General features: G+C 41.9%; 15 protein-coding genes. 11 read left to right on the plus strand and 4 right to left on the minus strand.

Translation table 11 applies throughout. The annotated features are described in order from the left end of the window. Window position 1 precedes the first annotated feature (1 nt). The 3 genes from AB5618_RS17975 to AB5618_RS17985 all read right to left on the minus strand — a co-directional run bounded on the left by AB5618_RS17975 (window position 2) and on the right by AB5618_RS17985 (window position 3400). Window positions 2-1957: a hypothetical protein gene (locus tag AB5618_RS17975; protein WP_101629281.1), complete on the minus strand. Its 1956-nt coding sequence runs from the start codon at window positions 1955-1957 to the stop codon at window positions 2-4. An 81-nt stretch (window positions 1958-2038) separates the two neighbouring features. After that, window positions 2039-2338 carry a hypothetical protein gene (locus tag AB5618_RS17980; RefSeq protein ID WP_226837799.1) on the minus strand — a complete coding sequence of 100 codons (300 nt, stop codon included), beginning with the start codon at window positions 2336-2338 and terminating at the stop codon, window positions 2039-2041. A 426-nt stretch (window positions 2339-2764) separates the two neighbouring features. Next, complete coding sequence (locus AB5618_RS17985; RefSeq protein WP_101629280.1) at window positions 2765-3400, minus strand: helix-turn-helix domain-containing protein; 636 nt, start codon at window positions 3398-3400, stop codon at window positions 2765-2767. Window positions 3401-3896: 496 nt separating this feature from the next. Here AB5618_RS17985 and AB5618_RS17990 point away from each other — a divergent pair, with 496 nt between their 5' ends. From AB5618_RS17990 to AB5618_RS18000, 3 genes are all read left to right on the plus strand, one after another. Next, entirely contained in the window at window positions 3897-4958 is a 1062-nt protein-coding gene (locus AB5618_RS17990; RefSeq protein WP_256151268.1) for a replication initiation factor domain-containing protein, read from the plus strand. Then, entirely contained in the window at window positions 4958-5161 is a 204-nt protein-coding gene (locus tag AB5618_RS17995) for an excisionase (RefSeq protein ID WP_002607397.1), read from the plus strand. Before AB5618_RS17990 ends, AB5618_RS17995 begins: the two co-directional genes overlap by 1 nt. A 78-nt stretch (window positions 5162-5239) precedes the next feature. Continuing rightward, window positions 5240-6433: a site-specific integrase gene (locus AB5618_RS18000; RefSeq protein WP_009243728.1), complete on the plus strand. Its 1194-nt coding sequence runs from the start codon at window positions 5240-5242 to the stop codon at window positions 6431-6433. 724 nt (window positions 6434-7157) lie between these two features. Here the strand turns inward: AB5618_RS18000 and AB5618_RS18005 are convergent. Then, window positions 7158-8165 (minus strand): LacI family DNA-binding transcriptional regulator, encoded by a 1008-nt coding sequence (locus AB5618_RS18005; RefSeq protein WP_173715702.1) that lies wholly within the window; start codon window positions 8163-8165, stop codon window positions 7158-7160. Window positions 8166-8512: 347 nt separating this feature from the next. Here AB5618_RS18005 and AB5618_RS18010 point away from each other — a divergent pair, with 347 nt between their 5' ends. The 8 genes from AB5618_RS18010 to AB5618_RS18045 all read left to right on the plus strand — a co-directional run bounded on the left by AB5618_RS18010 (window position 8513) and on the right by AB5618_RS18045 (window position 19102). After that, complete coding sequence (locus AB5618_RS18010; protein WP_173715703.1) at window positions 8513-9913, plus strand: L-fucose/L-arabinose isomerase family protein; 1401 nt, start codon at window positions 8513-8515, stop codon at window positions 9911-9913. Further along, window positions 9910-10749: a transketolase gene (locus tag AB5618_RS18015; protein ID WP_368366228.1), complete on the plus strand. Its 840-nt coding sequence runs from the start codon at window positions 9910-9912 to the stop codon at window positions 10747-10749. The genes AB5618_RS18010 and AB5618_RS18015 overlap by 4 nt, the downstream gene beginning before the upstream one ends. Further along, on the plus strand, window positions 10742-11674 hold the full coding sequence (locus AB5618_RS18020; protein ID WP_368366948.1) for a transketolase family protein: 933 nt from the start codon (window positions 10742-10744) through the stop codon (window positions 11672-11674). The genes AB5618_RS18015 and AB5618_RS18020 overlap by 8 nt, the downstream gene beginning before the upstream one ends. Before the next feature lie 147 nt (window positions 11675-11821). Next, the gene (locus AB5618_RS18025) at window positions 11822-13297 is read left to right on the plus strand and encodes a glycerol kinase (RefSeq protein ID WP_368366949.1); all 1476 of its coding nucleotides are present in this window, start codon (window positions 11822-11824) and stop codon (window positions 13295-13297) included. A 308-nt stretch (window positions 13298-13605) separates the two neighbouring features. Then, window positions 13606-14271, plus strand: a complete 666-nt coding sequence (locus tag AB5618_RS18030) for an aspartate/glutamate racemase family protein (RefSeq protein WP_118577675.1) — start codon at window positions 13606-13608, stop codon at window positions 14269-14271. Window positions 14272-14381: 110 nt separating this feature from the next. Further along, on the plus strand, window positions 14382-16343 hold the full coding sequence (locus tag AB5618_RS18035) for a glycoside hydrolase family 127 protein (protein WP_368366950.1): 1962 nt from the start codon (window positions 14382-14384) through the stop codon (window positions 16341-16343). A 310-nt stretch (window positions 16344-16653) separates the two neighbouring features. Further along, window positions 16654-18129 (plus strand): four-carbon acid sugar kinase family protein, encoded by a 1476-nt coding sequence (locus AB5618_RS18040; protein WP_368366951.1) that lies wholly within the window; start codon window positions 16654-16656, stop codon window positions 18127-18129. Between the two features lie 172 nt (window positions 18130-18301). Beyond that, on the plus strand, window positions 18302-19102 hold the full coding sequence (locus AB5618_RS18045; protein ID WP_368366952.1) for a 3-keto-5-aminohexanoate cleavage protein: 801 nt from the start codon (window positions 18302-18304) through the stop codon (window positions 19100-19102). Window positions 19103-19260 lie beyond the last annotated feature (158 nt).

Consider the following 19260-nt stretch of genomic DNA (forward strand, 5'->3'; position numbering starts at 1 on the left):
CTTATGCCCCCTTTTCAATCTCATATAAAGCGTTTGAGATATAAATTCTATAAAGCAATTCGCAGAATATGTAGTCAATAAGTATAATCGCAAAAAGGCAAGCAAAATAATAATTTATAGCAGTTAATACGCCTGATATAATTATTTCGATTCCCCAAAAAATATACCGATTTTTCAGTGTCCTAAAATGAGAGAATCCTAAAATCTCTTTTGCCGCATATCTCTTTCGATTTACAAAAATGTCCACATAATTTGAAATATACAAAATAAACAGTAAAGACACTATAAAGACAATCGTAAACATAGTGAGTGTTTTAAGAACGAATGTCACATTTTCAAGTTGCATTAAATAAGGTGTAAGTAATGTTCCAGCTGTAACTAATTGCTCTAAATCATATTCTGATAACAAAGAAGAAAAATCTTCTCTTGACTCCATTTGAAAAAATAAACACCTTGTATTTAAAGAATCCAAATAGTAAAGTCCTGCAAAATTGCCCGTATCAACAATGATAACAGGATTAGCCATATCCGAAAAACCATTTTCTGTATTGACTTTTATCGTAGAATCATCGTCTATATAAACAACATTAAATTTATCAATAGTTTTTTCTTCTCCCGGTATTCCATAAAATTGATTGTAATTCATCAATCGGAAATATTCTTGCTTAATATATTCGCTAATAGAATTTTCATCATTCTTATATTTATGTGGAACTAATACTGTTGGTTCACTAAATATATCTTCTCCCAATGGTTTTCCACTGAGCTGGATATTTGAAAATTCATTCAGATAATTTCTATTTGCAATAACAAGCTGTTGTTCATAATAGGGGCGTGATGTCTGCAAACCACCGTCTGTCCTAAAATCACATAGTAGTGAATGGTTATGATTATACATCTCTAATGTTTGTTCAGAATATTTTTCTAATATGTCTGTGTTTGCTAACGCATAATCATACTCCGATGAATTAAAACCATTAGCGGTATAATATCCGTCCAGATACTTATAATCTAAAACAGCTTGTTGGCTTTGTCTAAATGAGTTCCCCTGATTCAGCAATGAAATAATAGTGATAGCGATTATTACCGAAAAAATTATTTTTATAGCCTGAACTACAATATTTGTGCCGCTATTTAAAGTCTTATTTTTTATCATTGCCTCTAAAGAAACAAACTTAATTAAAATACTTGTAATTAAAACACAAAGTATATTTATAGCTAAAACACCAATAAAGAACAGTACACTTGTTGCTAAATAAGAAAAATCATATCTGTTTGTTAATGCGTAATATAAATTTAGCAAGAACAGTAATACTAAACATATTACAGCAAAATATTTTATTACACTGGTAATTTGCTCCTTTAAAATATGTATAGTAGAAAAGCCCATGCTTTTTTTAATACCTATTTTTTTCAAACTATAAGACGTATAAATACAGTATATGATTTGAAGTACAATAAATAAGATTACAAAATTCAGAAGATTCAATTCTAATACCATACTATACGGAATAGCGTCATTTTCAAAGTTATTTATTGCGACGGACAGTTGAGAAGCTATCTCTTTAATTGCGTTAGCTGGTAAATCTGTATAGAATACACCAACACTATCTAAAAAATCTTCCTTTTGCAATTCATGATATTGAAACAAAATAGAGGAAGATATAGGCTGTTTTTGTGTAAACTCATTTAATGGATAGCAATATAAATCATAAACAGATTTATCTGTGGAAGTGAGCGTATTGTTAATGAGTTCTAATTTATTTTGAGAATATTCTTCTGTAAATATTGTATAAAATTTGTCGAGAATTTCTGGCGATGTTTCTTCTAAAACATACCCTTTTAAATTCTCAGTAGCAATGTTATTCTTTTCATAAATGTTGTAAATAGAAGTATTAAAAATATATGCAAAGAGTATGACTTCAAGGAAAATAAAAATCTTTAAAAATTTTTTCATAACATACGCCCCTTTCTTTGAAGAAATGTATAAAATAGGGTGGGACAAATAGCCCCGCCCTAGGTGTTTGAACTATTTTACTTAATATGGATAATAATCATAATAAGATGTTTCGTTCGCCCACCAAACTCTCTTTGCATCTTTGTAAGCGTAGTTTGACTTGAATCCACTGGTATATGTATCTCCGCCGACCTTTACAGTTGCCTTTACCATATAGTTGCGACTAATACCTGCTTTACGCCCAATTTCGGAATATACAATGGTGTCTGTTTGCCCTCCATTGTAGTACAAATCTCCACCCGCTACATCAATAGCCCACGCTGTAAGTGGAGCGCCGACAACCATAACTGCTGCTACAAGACCAACTACTTTCGTTCTCAACTTCTTTGCTCTCCTTCGATAAACCTCCTTTCTCTTTTTTACTTTTTGATAGTTTTATGTCACGTACTGTTTTTACTAACCTCTACATAACATATATTTCATTAAATGTCAAGTTATTTTTGTTTCTATTTTATATATGACCTCTTTGTTGCTATCATATTTTGTGCATAATGCACAAAATCAAAGTGCCAATATTAGTGCTTTCCACGATTGTACTTTTACAATGAAAAGACGAAGTACCTGTGATAAATTCATTGCTCTAAAATTATTAGAGAAACTATACAATATAGCTATCCTTTTTTCTCTTGTCTGCCATAAACAGAAAAGAAAAAGCCCTGTCAAGAGCCTGCCACTTCTTTAGAAGTGGTGCTTGCACTCTTGATCTGGGCTTTTTGTTTGCTGTATCTTTTTGCAAGAGGAAAAAGGCTACTCGTCCCCGTTGTCAAAATGGCTGTCCTTTAAGACTTCCCGCAACAGCTCCATATCTTCTTTTGAGTTGGGATTTATCCTCTTTACAACCTGATAAGGTGTACCGTACTTGTGTCCGTCTGTGCTTTCCCCGAACATATCCATGCTGTATAAATCATCATAACGGTCTAATACTTTCTGAAATTTCAAGTGCTGGATAAATGTTTTGATAGGGTAAAGGTCGGACGCTTGTATGTCCTCTCCCTTGATATAGTCTGTGATGTATTTCCGCAACTGCTCCAACTCATACTCTAGCCATTCTTCTTCACTGTCAAAGAAGTTATCATAGTGTCCGTGTTTCAGTTCTGCATTTAGGCGTTCTTCCGTCCGTAAAAACTTGCATACCTCTTTTTCCGCCTGTTGGACAAACTTCCATTCTCCCGACAACAATTCATTCGGTGTTACTTCCAGTACGTCCATTATCTTTTCCAGCGTGTCAAAGGTGGGATAGTTTACCCCTCGTTCAATCTTAGAAAGGCTCTGCATATTGATACCGATGGCGTCCGCAAGCTCCTGCTGTTTCATTTTCCTGTGTTTTCTTATGGTCTGTATGTTCTCCCCTAAAAAATTTATTTTCTTTGTGTCATGCTCCATAACTTCTTATATCTTTTCCTTTCCCGGCTTTTTCGTTCCTTTATAAGCCTATCATACTTATTATAGCCGAAAAAGTCAAGAAAAAGTTCTTGACAAGTAATTCTAACGGCGTTATTATCATGGAGGATATAGTGATTAAGCACAATGAGGTCAATCACACGCTTGAGTAGGCATAGAAAAGAGTTATTTTCGCTTTGATAGCATGAATAGGCATGGACTATCCGACCGAAAACGGTGTTTCTTCCTGTGCCTGCCCCGTTTAGCCACGAGCCTCCCAAAGGCTCGTGAGCGTTAAGAACGGGGCTGGTGCAGGAAGAAAAGGAACGCCGTAGGCGTTCCGTACAGGGCGTATATGTAACACCGCCCTGCGCATACATGTCATAGTACCTAGAAACTGTGATAAATAAAGGAAAAAACACAATTTTTACCCCGCAAAAAACGGGACATACGAAAGGAGTAATGCACTATAACTACACACAAAAATTTATCCGTTAAGATTGATTACATCAGCATTGTATTTGAAACGGCAACTGCTGAAGATGTCATCATGCACATTTTAGGTTTACCGACTGACATTTTCAATGTCTATCCGGCAAGCATTAAATACAAAACCTATCAAGCACGCTGGCAGATTGGAGATATTTATGTATCGGGCGACGCAAGAAAAACAGAGGATAACCCACAAGGGTTAGGCTGTTATCTTGTTATGACCGGCAGAGGGTGTGATGATATTTTCCGTATTCTCGACAGTAGGAATTGTACTTTTGGGGATATGTTCAAACATTGTGAGCGAAGATACGGACAGGATAACTTCCACTTCACAAGGCTTGATATTGCCATTGATGATAAAAACGAAAAGCCATTTTTTACCATAGAGCAGATAAAGAAGAAATGCGAAAAAGAGGAATTTATCTCGAATAGTGAGGGCTACCACTTTGACGAAAGCAAGTTTGATGATTTCGACACCGCAAAGACTGTTTATATCGGTGCTGGTAAATCGGGATTGTCCTACCGCTTTTATGATAAGGATAAGGAAGTCTGTTCAAAACATAATAAGACGCTTGAGGAAGTCGGCAGTTGGAAACGGACAGAAATGCAACTGCGTGATGATAAGGCTCATGCTTTTGCCATGACATTCAAGGAAAGACCGCTGGAACTTGGAGAACTGGCTTTCGGTCTATTGGCAAACAACCTACGCTTTGTCGTACCAAACAGAAACGAAAGTAATAAGAGCAGATGGAAAACTTGTCGGTTTTGGGAACGCTTTTTAGGGGCTGTGGAAGTCTTAAAACTGCAAGTACCAAAACAGCAAAATTCCCTTGAAGAAACACAGCAATGGCTCACAGAGGGTGGCGTGATTTCCGCTGTCAAAAGTTTTTACTTCTTGGAAGAACATGACGCATTAGGCGGACTGGAAAAAGTGGGAACTATGCTTGATAAGGCAAGATACAGCAATTCCCTTTCCAGTAAATTAACCGCCCATTTACAGAGGATAAACCGCACCGACCTTATCCCCTATATCCAGTATGACACGAAACATGGGAAAGGGGGTATCTGATGAATAACAACGATATTCCCGTATGGGAAAAATACACCCTTACCATTGAAGAAGCGTCAAAGTATTTCCGTATCGGAGAAAACAAGTTAAGACGCTTAGCAGAGGAAAACAAGGACGCTGGCTGGCTCATTATGAATGGCAACCGCATACAGATTAAACGCCGACAGTTTGAACAGGTTATTGACAAATTGGACGCAATCTAATGCAAATGAGCCTTGTATGTGTTATGATGAACACAAGTCATATCAAGGCTCTTTCCAACAAGGAAAGGAGCAGACACCATGAAAGAAAAAAGACGGGATAACAAAGGTCGTATCCTGCATACTGGAGAGAGCCAACGAACAGACGGGAAATACTTATATAAATATGTAGACGCATTTGGAAACACAAAATATGTGTATGCTTGGAGATTGACACCCACAGACCCGACACCAAAGGGAAAACGGGAAAAACCCTCACTTCGTGAACTGGAACAGCAGATAAGACGGGATATTGAGGACGGTATCGACAGCACAGGCAAGAAAATGACGCTTTGCCAACTCTATGCCAAACAGAACGCACAGAGGGCAAATGTGAAGAAAAGCACAATAAAACAACGGGAACAACTCATGCGGTTATTGAAAGAGGATAAGTTAGGTGCTAGGAGCATTGATACGATAAAACCCTCTGACGCTAAAGAATGGGCGTTACGCATGAAAGACAAAGGCTTTTCCTACAATACCATTAACAACCATAAACGCTCGTTAAAAGCGTCATTCTATATCGCCATACAAGACGATTGCGTAAGGAAAAATCCCTTTGATTTCAAGTTAAGTGAAGTCCTAGAAAATGATACCAAAGAGAAAGTTGCATTGACAGAGGAACAGGAACAAGCCTTACTCTCATTCATCAAGACGGACAATGTGTATCACAAGTATTATGATGATGTGCTGATACTGTTAAAAACAGGACTTCGTATCTCGGAACTGTGCGGACTGACAGTAGCCGATATTGATTTCAAGAATGAAGTTGTGATTATCGACCACCAGTTACTAAAGAGCAAGGAACAAGGCTATTATATTGAAACGCCTAAGACGAAAAGCGGAATAAGGCAAGTACCATTAAGCAGAGAAACGATACAGGCATTTCAACGGGTTATGAAGAAACGCCCAAAGGCAGAACCATTTGTGATAGACGGACGGGGCAATTTCCTATTTGTCAATCATAAGGACAAGCCAAAAGTTGCGATTGATTACAACGCCTTATTTGTCCGTATGGTAAAGAAATACAACAAGCACCACAAGGACAATCCCTTGCCACATATCACACCGCATACGCTACGCCATACGTTCTGCACAAGGCTGGCAAGCAAGAACATGAACCCAAAAGATTTACAGTATATCATGGGGCATTCAAACATTAGTATCACAATGAATTGGTACGCTCATGCGTCCATAGATACCGCAAAATCAGAGGTTCAGCGTCTAATTGCATAGAAGTATTTACCACGATTTTAACCACGCTTGATAGCGAAAATATAAGAAGATAGACCTAGATATGTGAGGTTTACCACAAAAGCAAAATGCCCGTAGAGCCGATAAAATAAGGCTTTGCGGACATTTAAGAAGATATAAAAAGATAGTCAAAAAGACATATATAATTTCATATAAATCTTTGACTGTGATAAAAGTTTGCACAACTCGTCCATCGGTCATATAAATGCAGGTCTTATTCTCCTGTCTGAGCAGATATTTGATATTACTGATATGGATATTGTTTTTCCTTAAAAATTTCATGATTTTTTCATCAATATAAATATCCCTCCGGTTATTAGTGTAAGGTAGAAAATGTCAGGTTACTATATTTCTGACATTGCTATCTGCAGATAATGAAATAAGTATACCATAAACGTAAAGATTTTACCAGTGTAATTGGGTAAAATATAAGGCTGCATGATCTGTATGCATCGTGATTTGTTTTGGGTGAAAAGAGCGCAGAAAATCCGGTTTTTTCAGATGAAAAAATGCACGGATGTTATAATTAAAAAGTAAATTTTGTGATAATTTCACAATAAAAGACGATATTTTCGAAAAAAATGAAACAAATAAATATATCATAAATACTGTAAAAAGACAGGGGTTTTGGCATTAAACGTCTCTGCAATAAGTAATTAAAAAGGTATCACAACCGAAAGTGAAAGGTTGCGATACCTTTTTTGCGTCAAACTGAAAATCGTTTTACCAGATTTGCCGAAACTTCAATTTTACAGGTATGCTGCCGGGGTTCGTTTATTTGAGAGAGAAGCTCTCTGGCGGCAACCTGTCCCATATAATGACGGGGGATGCTGATACTGGTAAGGGAGGGGTCGATAATACGTCCTTCAGAGATATTGTCGAAGCCTACAATTGCCACTTGCTCCGGCACCTTGTAGCCTCTGAGCCGCAAGGCCTTGATAGTTCCGATTGCAATCAGGTCATTGTCCGCAAAATAACAGTCTGCCAGAGCATCCCCTCTGTCAATAATTGCAAGCATATCTGCCATTGCACCATCAATGGTTGGAGAAAGCTGGTGAATGATACAGCGGGAACGGGACATTCCGTTATCATGGACAGCATGATAAAATCCCTCCAGACGCTCTGAAAAGTTGCGGAGAGGGTAAGCAGATTGCAGGTATCCAGGTTGCTTCATTCTCAGGCTGATCAGATAATCGGTAGCCAGATAAGCTCCCTGACGATTATTGGGAACGACATAATTGCAGTCAAGGTTTTCAAAATAAGCGTCCAGGATCACCACCGGAAAAGGAAGTTTCAGGAAAGGACGGACCATTTCCTCCCGCATTTCAGTACCAAACAAAATGATTCCCACACAGTCAGTAGTTCTTAAATCCCCCAGATAATGTTCCAGATTATCACGCTTTTCATAAAATGTGATTACTTTCAGCTTATAATTATCCTTTTGCACTACGGATTCCATACCCTCCACCATAGCATCAAAAATAGGAGAATAGGACATGATGGCGTTATGGGAACGATAGCTTACCGCGTAAATGCTTCCAGCTTTATTTTTCTTTAGAGAAAGTCTGGTAAAGTCATAGCCGTATTTTTCAGCAGTTTCTATCACCATCCGGCGGGTTTCCGTGCTGACTCCGGGCTTATTGTTCAGCGCCATGGAGACGGCAGTCTGTGAAAGATTCAGTTTTTCAGCCAGTTCTTTTGCGGTAATGGACATTTGCGGCACCTCCCAGAGTAATAATTGCAAAGCAAAAAGATAAAGTTTCACCAGTTTTTAGATGTAAAAGGATTTCCTGTGGAAACTGTTCATATTTCTTTGGCAGAAGTTTTTTCTGTTGTATATATTGTACTTCTTAATTGAAAAATAAACAATATATTTGTGAAAAATAAAGCAAAAATAAAGTCAAAAATACTTTATTTTTTATTGGAATAAAGCTGGAGGAGACCTATACTAAAGCTATAAAGAAAAGCAAACAGAATATCTGGGTAAGTAATAAAGAAAAAGATTTTACAGCTAAGAAAACCAAAAGAAAATAATAAATATAAACAAGGAGGAATACCAGAATGGCAAAGATCAAAATCGGCTATGCGCCAACCAGACGAAGTATTTTCAGTGCACCGGATGCAGTTAAGTATCGTGGACTTACTGCAGACAGATTAAAAGAATTAGGAATCGATTTTGTAGACATCACAGACGTAAATGACGAGGGTCTTCTTTATGACGAGGCAGGCCGCATCAAGATTGCAGAGAAATTCAAAAAAGAGAAAATCGACGGACTTTTCCTTCCGCACTGCAACTTCGGAACTGAGTTTGAATGCGCAAGACTTGCAAAAGAATTAAATGTACCGGTTCTTCTGTGGGGACCTCTTGATGAGAGACCAGACGAGAACGGTGTTCGTCTTCGTGATACCCAGTGCGGACTTTTTGCAACAGGTAAAGTCCTCAGAAGATTTCGCGTTCCATTTACATACATGACAAACTGCAGACTGAATGATCCGGTATTCGAGCGTGGCCTTCGTGATTTCATGGCTGTCTGTAATGTAGTAAAAACCTTCCGCAACATGAGAATCCTTCAGATTTCCACAAGACCATACGAGTTCTGGTCCACCATGTGCAACGAGGGTGAACTTCTTGAGAAATTCAACATCCAGCTGACCCCAATCCCAATGCCAGAGCTGACAGACGAGATGAAGAAAGCAAAAGCAGAAGGAACAGAGGTTGCAAAGGTTGTTGAGTACTGCCGCCAGAACATGGAAATCTGCATTAAAGATAATGAACTTGAGAATGTAGCAGCCTTGAAAGTTGCCATGAAGAACCTGATCGAGAAATACGGCTGCCAGGCAGCTGCAATCCAGTGCTGGAACCAGCTGCAGAGCGAGATCGGAATTATGCCATGTGCAGCAAACGCACTTCTCAATGAAGAGGGAATTCCGGTTGTATGTGAGACAGATATTCACGGTGCAATTACCGCTCTTCTTGTTGAGGCAGCAGCACTTGATGACACAAGAAGCTTCTTTGCAGACTGGACTATCCGCCATCCTGACATTGAAAACGGCGAGCTCCTTCAGCACTGCGGACCATGGCCGATCTCTGTTGCAAGAGAGACACCGAAGCTTACTTATCCGCTGGCATTCAGCCATCCGGGAAGCATTACAGCAGAAGCAAAGCATGGCGAAGTGACATTGGCACGTTTCGACGGTGATAACGGAGAATACTCCATGCTCCTTGGAAAAGCAAAAGGCGTTGACGGACCGAAAGGTATGGGAACTTATCTCTGGGTTGAGGTTGAGAACATCAAACGTCTGGAAGCCAAGATTGTAGAAGGACCATACATCCATCACTGTGTAGGTATCCATAAAGATGTAGTTCCGGTACTTTACGAGGCATGCAAATACATGGGAATCACTCCTGATTTATATGATCCTATTGAAGAAGATGTGAAAGCATATTTAAGAGGTGAATGAGAATGGAAAATTTAAAGGCAAAATCTTTTGACTTGAGAAAAGATACTGTAGATATTATCGTTGCCGGAAAGGGCGGTCATATCGGCGGCGACATGAGTGTAATCGATACTTTGATGAGCCTGTATTTCTGCCAGATGAACATTTCTCCGGAAAACATGGATGACCCGAATCGTGACCGTTTCGTACTCAGCAAAGGTCATTCTGTAGAGGCTTACTACGCTGTACTTGCAGCAAAGGGCTTTCTGGACCTGGAAGATATTAAAGCACATTTTTCAAAATTTGGCTCCAAATATATCGGACACCCGAACAATAAGCTTCCTGGAATCGAGATGAACTCCGGCTCTCTGGGACATGGACTTCCTGTATGCGTAGGCATGGCTCTTGCAGGCAAAAAAGACAACAGAGATTACCGTGTTTACACCGTAATGGGTGACGGTGAGCTGGCAGAGGGGTCTGTATGGGAAGGCTTCATGGCAGGACATCAGTACAAATTGGACAACCTTTGTGCAGTAATTGACCGTAACCGTCTTCAGATTTCCGGAAATACAGAGGACGTTATGGGACATGATGATCTCCATGAGCGTATCCGTTCTTTTGGATGGCATGTGATCGATGTAAAAGACGGAAACGATATTGACCAGTTAAATGCTGCTTTTGAAGAAGCAAAAACTGTAAAAGGCAAACCAACCGCTGTAATTGCCAACACTGTAAAAGGCTGTGGCTCTTCCGTAATGGAGAACAAGGCAAACTGGCATCACAAGGTTCCAACACAGGAAGAATATGATCAGATCATCGCGGATTTTGCAGCAAGAAAGGAGGCCGCTCTTCATGAATAAGATTCCAAATAGACAGGCCATCTGTGAAGTTTTGATGGATAAAGCAAAAGAAGACAAAGATATTATGGTGCTTTGCAGCGATTCCAGAGGATCCGCTTCCATGACACCATTTGCAGATAATTTCCCGGATCAGTTTATTGAGACCGGTATTGCAGAGCAGAATCTGGTAAGTATTTCCGCAGGTCTTGCAAAATGTGGAAAGAAACCATTTGCATGCTCACCAGCCTGCTTCTTATCCACAAGAAGCTACGAGCAGGCCAAGGTTGATGTGGCATACTCTAATACAAATGTTACTCTTATCGGTATCAGTGGTGGCATCAGCTACGGTGCACTTGGAATGAGCCATCATTCTGCACAGGATATCGCAGCTATGTCTGCAATCCCGAATATGAGAGTTTACCTTCCAAGTGACCGTCATCAGACAAAGCATCTGATCGAGGCTCTGTTGAAGGATGAGAAACCATCTTACATCCGTGTAGGAAGAAATCCGGTTGAGGATATTTATACAGAAGACAACTGCCCATTTGAAATGGACAAGGCAACTGTTCTGAAAGAGGGAACAGATGTGGCAATCATTGCCTGCGGCGAGATGGTGCGCCCGGCATTTGCAGCAGCCAAGTTATTGGAGGAGAAGGGAATTTCCGCAACTGTACTGGATATGTACTGCGTGAAACCGCTTGACGCAGAAGGTGTTATCAAAGCTGCCCAGAATGCAAAGGCAGTGATCACTGTAGAAGAGCACGCTCCATTTGGTGGACTGGGTTCTATGGTTGCACAGGTTGTTGGTGCTAACTGCCCGAAGAAAGTGCTGAACATGGCTCTTCCGGATGCTCCGGTTATCACAGGTAACTCCCAGGAAGTATTTGATTACTATGGATTAAATGCCGAGGGTATTGCGAAGAAGGCTGTGGAAGCTCTGAAATAGAAATTAAATAAGAAACAAATTTAAGCGTGACTGACAGACTGCAAAGTGCAGATCCGGTCAGGCACGCTTATTATTTAGCTACAAAACAGATTTAAGCTACAGCGATGTTGATTTTAGAGAATAGAAAAGTTTAAGAGGATAGTAAACATGGCGAAATATATTATTAGTATTGATCAGAGTACCCAGGGTACCAAGGCGCTCCTTTTCGATGAGACAGGAAGCATTATGCGCCGTACCGACCGCCCTCACAGGCAGATCATCAATGAAAAGGGCTGGGTTTCCCATGATCCAGAGGAAATTTACAGCAATGTTCTCGCAGTAGTAAAGGAGCTTCTGGAGGGCGTTGAGAAGGAGTGCGTAGTTGGTCTTGGTATCAGCAACCAGCGTGAGACCTCCCTTGCCTGGAACAAGGTGACTGGCAAGCCTTATGGAAATGCAGTTGTATGGCAGTGTGCCCGTGCCGTGGATATTTGTGCCCGTGTGGAAAAGGCTGGCGCAGCAGAGCTGATCCGCCAGAAAACCGGAATGAATCTTTCCCCATATTTCCCGGCTTCCAAGATCGCATGGCTTCTGGAAAATGAAGAGGGCGCAAAAGAGGCGGCAGAACGTCACGAAATCTGCCATGGAACGATTGACAGCTGGCTGGTTTACAAGCTGACAGGGGGCAAAGAATACAGAACCGATTATTCCAATGCTTCCAGAACACAGCTTTTCAATATTTTTGACCTGAAATGGGATGAGGAAATCTGCGGATTATTTGGCATTGATCCGGCAAATATGGCAGAGGTTACAGATTCCGACGCCTGCTTCGGCGAAACGGATTTCGAGGGACTTCTTCCTCATAAAATCCAGATCCATGGCGTATTGGGAGACTCCCACGGCTCTCTTTTTGGTCAGGGATGCCTGCAGCCAGGCATGATCAAATCCACTTATGGAACCGGCTCTTCTATTATGATGAATATTGGTGAGAAGCCAATTCTCAGTACCCATGGGGTTGTTACTTCTCTTGCGTGGAAAATCGGCGGCAAGGTTAACTATGTGCTTGAAGGTAACCTGAACTATACAGGCGCTGTGATTACCTGGCTGAAGGACGATCTTCAGATCATTTCTTCTCCTGGAGAGACCGGTAAACTGGCGAAAGAGGCCATTCAGGAGGACAGCCTGTATCTGGTTCCTGCATTCAGTGGTCTTGGCGCGCCTTACTGGGACAGCGAGGCGAGAGCTTCTGTTGTAGGCATGAGCCGTACTACCCGCAAGGCTGAGTTTGTAAGAGCGGCACTTGAATGTATTGCTTATCAGATTACAGATGTTGTACAGGCTATGTCTGAGGATGCTGGTGTTCCGGTGAAGGAGCTTCGCGTAGATGGCGGTCCGACCCGAAACGACTATCTGATGCAGTTCCAGAGCAATATTGCAGATGCCGGAGTTCTGGTTCCGGATTCCGAGGAGCTTTCCGCTATTGGACCGGCCTATGCGGCAGGATTGCAGCTTGGTGTCTGGGATGAAAGTATTTTTGGAAAATTAAACCGCGTGTCCTATAAACCGGACATGGAAGTGGAAAAACGTGAGCAGAAGTATGCAGGATGGAAGAAAGCAGTTGCTTCTGTGATCACAAACAAATAAATTTATTTAAGGGTACAAGCAGGAGGGACAGCGCGGTTAGAAACTACGCCGTCCCTTTTTGTCTGTATGGTGGCTGCATCGCTAAATAAATGTGACACTAAATAAAGAAATTGGACTTGACGGTGGAGGCCCTGTAATCGTAAAATTTTTGTATAAACTATAAAAGGATGGAGTGGGTTTTGATACTTTAATAGGGCAAAATTCACAAGTGAAAATACAAAGCCAGGGAGAAAGTTTCCGGAGCTTTGTGAAAACGCAGAGCGTATTTGAAAAGGCTCTATACTGGTTAAGAGAAGGAGAACAGAGAAATGAAATTAGGAATTGTTTATACAAGTACCACACCAGAGCTGATTGAGTGTGTAAATGAAGAAATCAAAAAAAATCTTGGCGATGCACCGGAAATCCTGAATTATCAGGATCCGTCTATTCTGGCAGAAGTAAGAGAGCATGGATATGTAACAGCAGGCGCAGCAGCCCGTCTTGTAGGAATGTATATGCAGGCTGTTTCTGACGGCGCAGATGCGGTTTTGAACTGCTGCTCTTCTGTTGGCGAGGTGGCAGATGCGGCTCAGGATATTGGCCGTTATACAGGTATTCCGATTGTCCGTATTGATGAGGAGATGTGCCGCGAGGCAGCCCGCCTTGGCAAGAGAGTGGGCGTTCTGGCTACATTGCCTACCACCCTGGAACCAACTAAGAATACAGTTTCCCGTGTGGCGAGAGAGATGAATCGCCATGTAGAGCTGGTGGATGGCCTGGTAGATGCTTTTGGTGCAGACCAGGATAAATTTAAGGCACTTCTTTGCGGAAAAGCTGCTGAGATCGCAGACCAGGTAGACGTAATTCTTCTGGCACAGGGCTCTATGGCCTATGCAGAAGATGCAATCCACGAGAAGATCGGCAAACCGGTACTTTCCAGCCCGCGCTTTGGAGCACAGGCACTTGCAGCAGCATTGAAAGCGAAAGGCTTATAAAGAATAATATATGGAATATCGCGGAGCAGCTGACTTTCCTATATGGTGATGTCGCTGATAGGCGACATGTCCGTTTAATCAGAATATGAAATTACAGAAGGAGAATAATCATGCTGACAGATACAACCAGATCCCCCTACGCGAAGGTTCATGCCCTGGATGGAATGAAAGTAAAGTGGACCGGCGGTCTTTGGAAAGAACGCTTTGACACCTGTGCCAATAGTACGGTGCCTCAGCTGAAACATATGTTTGACAGTAAAGATATCAGTCATGTAGTAGAGAATTTTAAGATCTGTGCTGGCGATGCAGAGGGAGATTTTGATGGAACCGTTTTTGGAGACGGAGATTTCTATAAATGGATGGAGTCTGCCATCTATACTGCTTACCAGACAGACAATCAGCTGCTGAAGGAAGAAATTGAGAATTATATAGACCTGATCGGCAGAGCACAGCAGCCTGACGGTTATCTTTCCACAAAGCAGATTATCGGTGAGAGAACCGGGAACGGAGTCTCAAGAATGGGCGATATCAATGATTTTGAGGTTTATAACTTCGGTCATATGTTTACAGCAGCGTGTGTGCACAAGAGAATTACCGGAAAGAATAATTTCCTTACAATAGCGGCAAAAACCGCAGATTATCTGGAGCATCTTTACGAAGAAGCAGAGCGCACCGGAGAAGTTCAGACTGCCGTCTGCCCTTCTCATTATATGGGACTTGTGGAAATGTACCGTACTACTGGTGATAAACGATATCTGAAGCTGGCGAAGCAGGCAATCGCTCTTCGCGACAGTGTAAGAAATGGTATGGATGATAACCAGGATAAGATTCCGCTGAAGCAGCACGAAAAGATTCTGGGACATGCTGTACGTGCAAACTATCTCTATGCAGGTGTGGCTGACCTTTGCCTGGAAGAGGAAGATCCGGATTATATGGAGGTTCTCCACAAGGTATGGAGAAGTCTTGTGGATAAAAAGCTTTATATCACAGGCGGATGTGGAGCGTTATATAATGGTGCTTCTCCATATGGTTACTTTTTTGACCATCAGCTTGTGCATCAGGCTTATGGTTATGAATATCAGCTTCCGAATATCACGGCATATAATGAGACCTGTGCATCTCTGGGCGGCGTTTTCTGGGCGTACCGCATGTTCCAGCTGGAGCCAAAGGCAGAGTACTTCGACATTCTGGAACGAATGATGCTGAATACCAACCTGGCTGCACTGAGTCTGGATGGTAAGAGATTTTTCTATGAAAACATGTTAAGACGTGCCCAAAAGCTTGACTATAAGCTGATCTGGCCTCTTACAAGAAGTGAATATATTCTCAGCTACTGCTGTCCGCCAAACCTGGCAAGAACCATTGCACAGTCCAGTGAATATGCATATCTGACATCTGATAACAGCGTATGGACTGGTATGTACGGTGCAAGTGAGGCACAGGTGAAGCTGGAAAACGGTGGCGAATTTACACTTGTGCAGTCTACAGATTATCCGTTTGACGGAACAATCCGTTTCACAGCAAAAGATGTGAAAGTAAATGCTCCGGTTCATTTAAGACTTCGTGTTCCGGGATGGTCAGCGGGCGGTTCCATTAAGGGCGCTGGTGCAGACCGTGAACTGACGAAAGAGGATGCTGGAACTTACCTTGATATTCTGGTGGAAGATCCTCAGAATATGGATGTGCAGCTGAACCTGGATATGAAGGTTCGCTATACTGTTGCAAACAATATGGTGGAAGAAACTGTGGGACAGGCAGCAATCGAGCGGGGACCATTGGTATACTGCTGCGAGAGTGTGGATACCCATGCGGCTGATCTGGATGATGTTTACCTGGATCTGAATGCAGAGTTTACTCCTGTGGAGTTTGAAATCCAGGGAAGAAGAATGATGGCTCTTGAAACTGAGGAATATGCCATTGACCGCTCTGAATTTGACAGAAATGCGCTTTATCAGCCGTTGAAATATCATGGCATGAGCAGAAAGCATGTACGTCTGATTCCGTATTATGCATGGGATAACCGTGATTATGGAGAAATGAGGATCTGGTTCCCTGTCGCATATACCGTATAATAAATTGAGTGTTACTGTTCACTGGTAACATTCCGCGAGGTGTTTTTTGTGAACAAAGTTCACAGAAAACCCGAGAGTTAAGTTTGCGCAGCAAACGCTACTTCTTGTGCTTGTCACAAGAAGGTTCGTCCTTCTGTGCATCGCGAAGCGTGTTACTGTGAACGGAGTGAACAGTAACAATTGAGTTATCACAACCTGGGATATGAATGTAAAAAATCCTGCCGCGCAGAATCCGATGGCGGTGGAACAGTAAATGTCACTTAATTTCTTATTATACTTTGAACGAACAGAATGGAGAGTTATAGAAATTATGGAATGTAAAGTAATTCCTTTCCATACCGTCGAGGAGAGAAGCAAAACAGATGCCGACAAAGCAGAAGCCCTTCTTTCCCAGGCAATGGAAGGTTTTCATAAAAAATTAGTAGTACTGGATGATGATCCTACAGGTGTGCAGACCGTTCATGATGTGTCTGTTTATACGGACTGGGAGGAAGAATCCATCCGCAAGGGCTTTGAGGAAAAAGAATCCATGTTTTTTATCCTCACCAATTCCCGCAGCTTTTCTGTGGAAGAGACCACAAAGGTACACCAGGATATTGCCGCACGTGTGGCAAAGGTGGCAGGGGAGCTGGGACAGGATTTCATGATTATTTCCCGTGGAGATTCCACTTTAAGAGGTCATTATCCGCTGGAAACACAGCTTCTGGCGGAAGGACTGGCTGACGGGAATACAGCCGGACCAGAGAAAACGGCAGCAGACAATGGAGTTTCTGCAGGGAGCACAGCTGTTGACGGTGAGATCATCTGCCCGTTTTTTCCAGAAGGCGGCCGCTACACAATGGACAATATCCATTATGTAAAAGAGCAGGACAACCTGGTTCCAGCCGGTATGACGGAATTTGCCAGGGACAAAACCTTCGGCTACAAATCCTCGGATCTTACGGAATACGTCGAGGAAAAAACAGAAGGAAAGTACCATAAAGAGGACTGTATCACCATTTCCCTGGACGAGCTGAATGCTCTGGATGTGCAGGAAATCAAGGAGAAGCTGATGTCCGCACAGAATATGGCGAAAATTATCGTCAATGCAGTATCTTATGCAGATTTGAAAGTTTTCTGCGCAGCACTGGTGCTTGCAATGAAAGAAGGAAAGCATTACATGGCAAGAACAGCAGCAGCTTTCACCAAAGTAATGGGAAGGATTTCTGACCAGCCTCTTCTTGGAAGAGAGCAGTTGGAGGGTGACACGAAGAACGGAGGAATCGTTCTGATCGGTTCCCATGTAAAGAAGACCACAGATCAGCTGAACTGTCTGAAAGAACTGGACGGACAGGCTGATTTTATGGAATTTCAGGTAAATACCGTGTTCGAAGAAAACGGTCTGGAGAAAGAGGTAGAGAGAACGGTGAAGGCAGCAGAGGAGAAAATCCTGTCTGGAAGAACCGTTGTAATTTATACAAGCAGACAGCTTCTTGCGCCGGAGAATATGACTCCGGAAGAGAAACTGCATATTTCTGTAAAAATTTCCAATGCAGTGACCAGTATTATCGGAAAGTTTTCTGTGAAGCCGAAATTCATCATTGCAAAAGGCGGAATCACTTCATCTGACGTAGGAACGAAAGCACTTCGGGTAAAGAAAGCCCGTGTTATGGGACAGGTGAAGAAAGGGATCCCGGTATGGATGACCGGCGAAGAAAGCAAATTCCCTGGAATGCCATACATTATTTTCCCGGGAAATGTGGGTGAAGTAAGTACGTTGAAGGAAATTGTAGAGGAATTGATCTGAAAAATAGCATGATTGCAGGTCTTCGTTTACGCGAGTGGCAAATTTCAATTACGTAAGAGTTTTAATGACATAACAAGTAAATTTTTAGTCTGTTTTGAACAGCTTACGGAGACTCTGTATGTTAGGAAGATGTCTATTAGAAAAAGGTTCGCTTAAATAGGAGGTTTACATAATGAGAAAAGTAATTATATCTCTGGCACCTGTACAGGCAGGAACCAGTGTGGATGCAGTAAAGCTTGCAGAGGATGTAGAGAAAAGCGTAAAACTTGGTGCTGCTATGTGTCACCTTCACTGCCGTAAACCAGACGGAAGCCTTACACCTGACATTTCTTATATGTCTGAGTGTTTTGATGAGATTCTGAAACGGACAGATGTGGTAGTTCAGGCGTCTACAGGCGGTGTTTCGGATATGAATATCCAGGAACGCTGCAATCCGCTTGATTATCCCAAGGTAGAGAGCGCATCTCTCAATGGCGGAAGTACAAACCTTGGCGAAGCAGTTTATATTAATTCTTTTGATGATATCCGCTACTGCGCAGACGCTGTTTATAAGAGAGGAATCCTTCCGGAAACAGAAGTTTTTGATATTGGAATGTTACATAATATGGCAGTGGTAAAATCTGAGCAGCCATTTGCGGATCCAATGCTGTTTAACCTGGTATTTGGTCACAAAGGCGGCATGCAGCCTACTCCGGAGATGCTGGCAGCTTTCCGTTCCTTTGTTCCATCTGATGCACTTTGGGGCGTTACACACTTTGGACGTGATAACTGGACATTCCTGGCCGCTGCAATTGCTATGGGAGCAACGGTAGTACGAGTTGGTTTTGAAGACAGCCACTATCTGGCAGAAGGTGTAGAGGCCGAGTACAACTGGCAGGTGGTTGAGAAACTGGTAAATCTGATCCGCGCTATGGGTCTGGAGCCAGCGACTCCGGATGAGGCAAGACAGATGTTGAATCTGAGAAAACGCTAAAATACGATTTAAAAATATAAAGTGTTGGATCGTAATTATTCAGTAGATGTTATTCTGCGAAGTGTGTGACCATGAAGGTACTGAACCAATGTCATTTAGTTAATTGGAATATGAATGAGATAACACCATTAGAAATACGATATTAGACACGAAAGTTA

This window comes from Ruminococcus sp. J1101004sp1_RTP21198st1_B9_RTP21198_201120, assembly GCF_040924245.1.
GTDB classification, from domain to species: Bacteria; Bacillota; Clostridia; order Lachnospirales; family Lachnospiraceae; genus Blautia_A; species Blautia_A faecis.